At 68.2% G+C, this 3,815-nt stretch carries 6 protein-coding genes; all 6 read left to right on the top strand.

The window, feature by feature from the left end; translation table 11 throughout:
• On the top strand, positions 1 to 161 hold a 161-nt coding region (locus tag Q0Q23_RS19870; RefSeq protein ID WP_295128478.1), incomplete at its 5' end, for a 2-oxo acid dehydrogenase subunit E2.
• A gap of 98 nt (positions 162 to 259) precedes the next feature.
• Entirely contained in the window at positions 260 to 1,159 is a 900-nt protein-coding gene (locus tag Q0Q23_RS19865) for a metal ABC transporter solute-binding protein, Zn/Mn family (RefSeq protein WP_295128475.1), read from the top strand.
• Complete coding sequence (locus Q0Q23_RS19860) at positions 1,156 to 2,016, top strand: metal ABC transporter ATP-binding protein (protein WP_295128472.1); 861 nt, start codon at positions 1,156 to 1,158, stop codon at positions 2,014 to 2,016. The genes Q0Q23_RS19865 and Q0Q23_RS19860 overlap by 4 nt, the downstream gene beginning before the upstream one ends.
• Positions 2,013 to 2,870 (top strand): metal ABC transporter permease, encoded by an 858-nt coding sequence (locus Q0Q23_RS19855; RefSeq protein ID WP_295128470.1) that lies wholly within the window; start codon positions 2,013 to 2,015, stop codon positions 2,868 to 2,870. Before Q0Q23_RS19860 ends, Q0Q23_RS19855 begins: the two co-directional genes overlap by 4 nt.
• A 9-nt stretch (positions 2,871 to 2,879) precedes the next feature.
• Positions 2,880 to 3,275 (top strand): Fur family transcriptional regulator, encoded by a 396-nt coding sequence (locus Q0Q23_RS19850; RefSeq protein WP_295128467.1) that lies wholly within the window; start codon positions 2,880 to 2,882, stop codon positions 3,273 to 3,275.
• Positions 3,276 to 3,515: 240 nt separating this feature from the next.
• Positions 3,516 to 3,752 (top strand): 50S ribosomal protein L28, encoded by a 237-nt coding sequence (gene rpmB / locus Q0Q23_RS19845; RefSeq protein ID WP_047561095.1) that lies wholly within the window; start codon positions 3,516 to 3,518, stop codon positions 3,750 to 3,752.
• The last annotated feature ends 63 nt before the right edge of the window (positions 3,753 to 3,815 follow it).

The raw sequence follows: 3,815 nt of genomic DNA, 5'->3' as shown, positions 1-3,815 counted from the left end.
TCAAGCAGAAGCCGTGGGTCGTGGACGGCGAGGTGCGTCCGCGTTACGTGACGACCGTCGGAGCCTCGTTCGACCACCGTGTGGTCGATGGGGACGTCGCTTCCCGGTTCCTCGCCGATGTGGCCTCCATCATCGAGGAGCCTGCGCTGCTGCTGGACTGATCTCACATGTGCGGCAACTCTCGAGAGTTGATTTTGACAATCATTCTCAACAAGGGCTAGTGTCGTGGGGTACCCATCGCCGAATTAGACAGGCCCCCATGCAGAAGCGCTCCGTCTTCGCTCTCACCGTCGCCGCTCTGACCGCGCTCGCGCTCAGCGGTTGCTCCGCCGGATCGTCCGCCGATGGCGGCAAGGTCCGAGTCGTCGCCAGCACCAATGTGTACGGCGACATCGCCTCCACCATCGCGGGCGACACCGTCCAGGTCACCTCGCTGATGTCCGACCCGGCTCAGGACCCGCACTCGTTCGAAGCGAGCGCGCAGAGTCAGCTCGCGGTGTCGAAAGCCGACATCCTGATCGAGAACGGAGGCGGCTACGACGACTTCATGAGCACGCTGCGCTCCGGTTCGAAGAACACGAAGGCGACCGTGCTGAACGTCGTCGACCTCTCCGGCAAGAAGGCCGAGGGCGGCGGGCTCAACGAGCACCTCTGGTACGACTTCCCCACGATCCAGAAGTTCGCGACCGCCCTGACGGACGCGCTGACGAAGGCCGACCCGGCCCAGAAGGCGACCTTCGCGAAGAATGCCAAGGCGTTCTCCGCTCAGCTGACGGACCTCCAGAACCGTGAGGCCGAGCTGAAGGCGCAGTACGCCGGCGAGGGCGCGGCGATCACCGAGCCCGTCCCGCTCTACCTGCTCGACTCCATCGGGCTCGTGAACAAGACGCCGGAGAAGTTCAGTGCCGCCATCGAAGAGGGCAGCGACGTGTCACCGCTCGTGCTGCAGCAGACGCTCGCCCTGTTCAGCGAGCATCAGGTGAAGCTGCTCGCCTACAACGAGCAGACCTCCGGCCCGGAGACCGAGCGCGTACTCGCTGCGGCCAAGCACGCCGGCGTCCCCGTCGTGCCCGTCACCGAGACGCTGCCGGCCGGCAAGGACTACGTGAGCTGGATGAACGCCAACCTCGACGCCGTGGGAGCGGCGCTCGCGAAATGAGCGAGCCACTCGAGCGCGTGCCGGTGCCGGAGCACCGCGAGGTCGTCCTCCGTCTGCGCTCCGCCGCGCTCGGCTTCGGTGACCGGACCCTCTGGAGCGGGCTCGACCTCGACGTCCACGCGGGCGAGTTCGTCGCCGTGCTCGGCCCGAACGGATCGGGGAAGACCAGTCTGCTCAAGACGATCCTCGGCCAGCAGGCCCTCGACTCCGGGACGATCGAGCTGGACGGCCACCCCGTGCGCCGCGGCGACCGGCGCATCGGCTACATCCCGCAGCAGAAGCTCATCCCCGCGGGCACCCCGATGCGGGCACGCGACCTCGTCGCACTCGGCGTCAACGGGCACCGCTGGGGACTGCCGGTCCCCAATCGCGCCGACCGCGCCCAGGTGGAGGAACTGATCGACTCGGTAGGGGCGCGGCGCTACGCCGACACGCCGGTGGGTTCGCTCTCCGGTGGCGAGCAGCAGCGGCTCAGGGTGGCCCAGGCGCTCGCCGGAGACCCGGCGCTCCTCCTGTGCGACGAGCCGCTGCTCTCGCTCGACCTCCAGCACCAGCGCGGTGTCAGCGAGCTCATCGACCGGCGCCGCCGCGAGCACGGCAGCGCCGTCGTGTTCGTCACCCACGACGTGAACCCCGTGCTCGGCATGGTCGACCGCGTGCTCTACCTGGCCGGCGGTCGCTTCCGCACCGGCACGCCCGACGAGGTGCTCCGCAGCGAGGTGCTCACCGACCTGTACGGCACTCCGGTCGACGTCATCCGCAGCCGGGGCCGGATCGTCGTCGTCGGCATCCCGGATGCCGAGACCCACGAGCACCACGAACACGGCCGTGCGCCGCATCCGGAGCCGGCGGCATGAACGATCTCTGGTCGCAGCTCTTCAACTTCACCGACTACGGCGCGCTCCTGGCGCTCGTGCGCAACTCGATCTTCGCCGGTGCCGTCCTCGGTGTGGTCGGCGGGCTGATCGGCGTCTTCGTCATGCAGCGCGACATGGCGTTCGCGGTCCACGGCATCAGCGAGCTCTCGTTCGCCGGCGCAGCCATCGCCCTGCTGTTCGGGGTGAACATCGTGGCCGGCTCCCTGGTGGGCTCGCTCATCGCGGCGGTCCTGATCGGGCTGCTCGGCGCGAAAGCGCGCGACCGCAACTCGATCATCGCGGTGCTGATGCCGTTCGGGCTGGGGCTCGGGATCCTGGCGCTCGCGCTCTATCCGGGCCGCAGCGCCAACAAGTTCGGGCTCCTCACCGGCCAGATCGTCTCGGTCGACGACCCGCAGCTGGGCTCGCTGCTCGTGATCGGCGCGATCGTGCTGATCGCCCTGCTGCTGATGTGGCGCCCGCTGATGTTCGACAGCCTCGACGCCGACGTCGCCGCCTCGCGCGGCGTGCCGACCCGGTTCGTGTCGCTCGCCTTCATGGTGCTGCTCGGCCTGGCGGTCGCGGTCTCGGTTCAGATCGTGGGGGCGCTCCTGGTGCTCTCGCTGCTCGTCACGCCTGCGGCAGCGGCCATGCGCGTCTCGTCCTCGCCGCTCGCCGTGCCGCTGCTGAGCGTGGGCTTCGCCCTGCTCTCGGTCGTCGGGGGCATCATGCTCGCGATCGGGAGCTCTCTCCCGATCAGCCCGTACGTGACGACGATCTCGTTCCTCATCTATGTGGTATGCCGCCTGGTCGGCGCCCGCGGCTCGCGGCGGGTGGTGAGCCGGGCAGGCTAGCCTGGGCATGTGAAGCGCAACACCTGGCAGCGGGAGGCCGTCCGCGAGGCCCTGACCTCGACGGAGGGCTTCATCAGCGCGCAGGGGCTGCACCTCACCCTGCACGAGTCCGGCTCCCCGATCGGCCTGGCAACCGTCTACCGGGCGCTGGCCGACCTGGCCGCGGAGGGGGACGCCGACTCGCTGCAGTCGCCCGAGGGCGAGAGCCTCTACCGCGCCTGCACGACCGGACACCACCATCACCTGATCTGCCGCAACTGCGGCCTCACCGTCGAGATCGAGGCGGACGAGGTCGAGCAGTGGGCACGCTCGGCCGCCGCAGCGCACGGCTTCACGCAGGCGCAGCACGTGGTCGACGTCTTCGGCCTGTGCGCGGGCTGCACGGCGAAGGCGGCGGGCGAGTAGCTGATATGTAACCACCTGGACTCGACGGGCGCGCGTTGTCGGACGAGCTCGCGCCTGGTTGGGCCGTCGCGATTTGGTCGCATCGCCTCCCGTGCCGTAGCATGGATGTTTGGCTGAGTGGGCTCCTCCCACTCCGTTAGCCGTGTACGAAACCCCAGACGAGAATCGCGTGGGAAGTCGTGCGCCGACAAGTGACCTTGGGTGGTGCCATCCGGCATCACGGTATTGGAGAAGAAAGCAATGGCAGCAGTGTGCCAGGTGACAGGAGCCACCCCCGGCTTCGGTCACAACATCTCGCACTCGCACCGTCGCACGAAGCGCCGGTTCGACCCGAACATCCAGAAGAAGACGTACTACGTCCCGTCTCTTCGTCGTAACGTCACCCTGACCCTGAGCGCCAAGGGCATCAAGGTCATCGACGCCCGTGGCATCGAGTCCGTGGTCAAGGACCTCCTGGCCCGTGGGGAGAAGATCTAACAATGGCGAAGCAGCAGGACATCCGTCCGATCATCAAGCTCCGTTCGACGGCGGGCACCGGTT

Source organism: uncultured Leifsonia sp., from assembly GCF_945957465.1.
Taxonomy (GTDB): domain Bacteria; phylum Actinomycetota; class Actinomycetes; order Actinomycetales; family Microbacteriaceae; genus Leifsonia.
This window is presented reverse-complemented; position numbering and strand designations above follow the sequence as displayed.

Bases quoted from the DNA above. Each gene is read 5' to 3' on its own strand.
- Q0Q23_RS19865 (WP_295128475.1), top strand. From the start codon at position 260: ATGCAGAAGCGCTCCGTCTTCGCTCTCACCGTCGCCGCTCTGACCGCG.
- Q0Q23_RS19860 (WP_295128472.1), top strand. From the start codon at position 1,156: ATGAGCGAGCCACTCGAGCGCGTGCCGGTGCCGGAGCACCGCGAGGTC.
- Q0Q23_RS19855 (WP_295128470.1), top strand. From the start codon at position 2,013: ATGAACGATCTCTGGTCGCAGCTCTTCAACTTCACCGACTACGGCGCG.
- rpmB (WP_047561095.1), top strand. From the start codon at position 3,516: ATGGCAGCAGTGTGCCAGGTGACAGGAGCCACCCCCGGCTTCGGTCAC.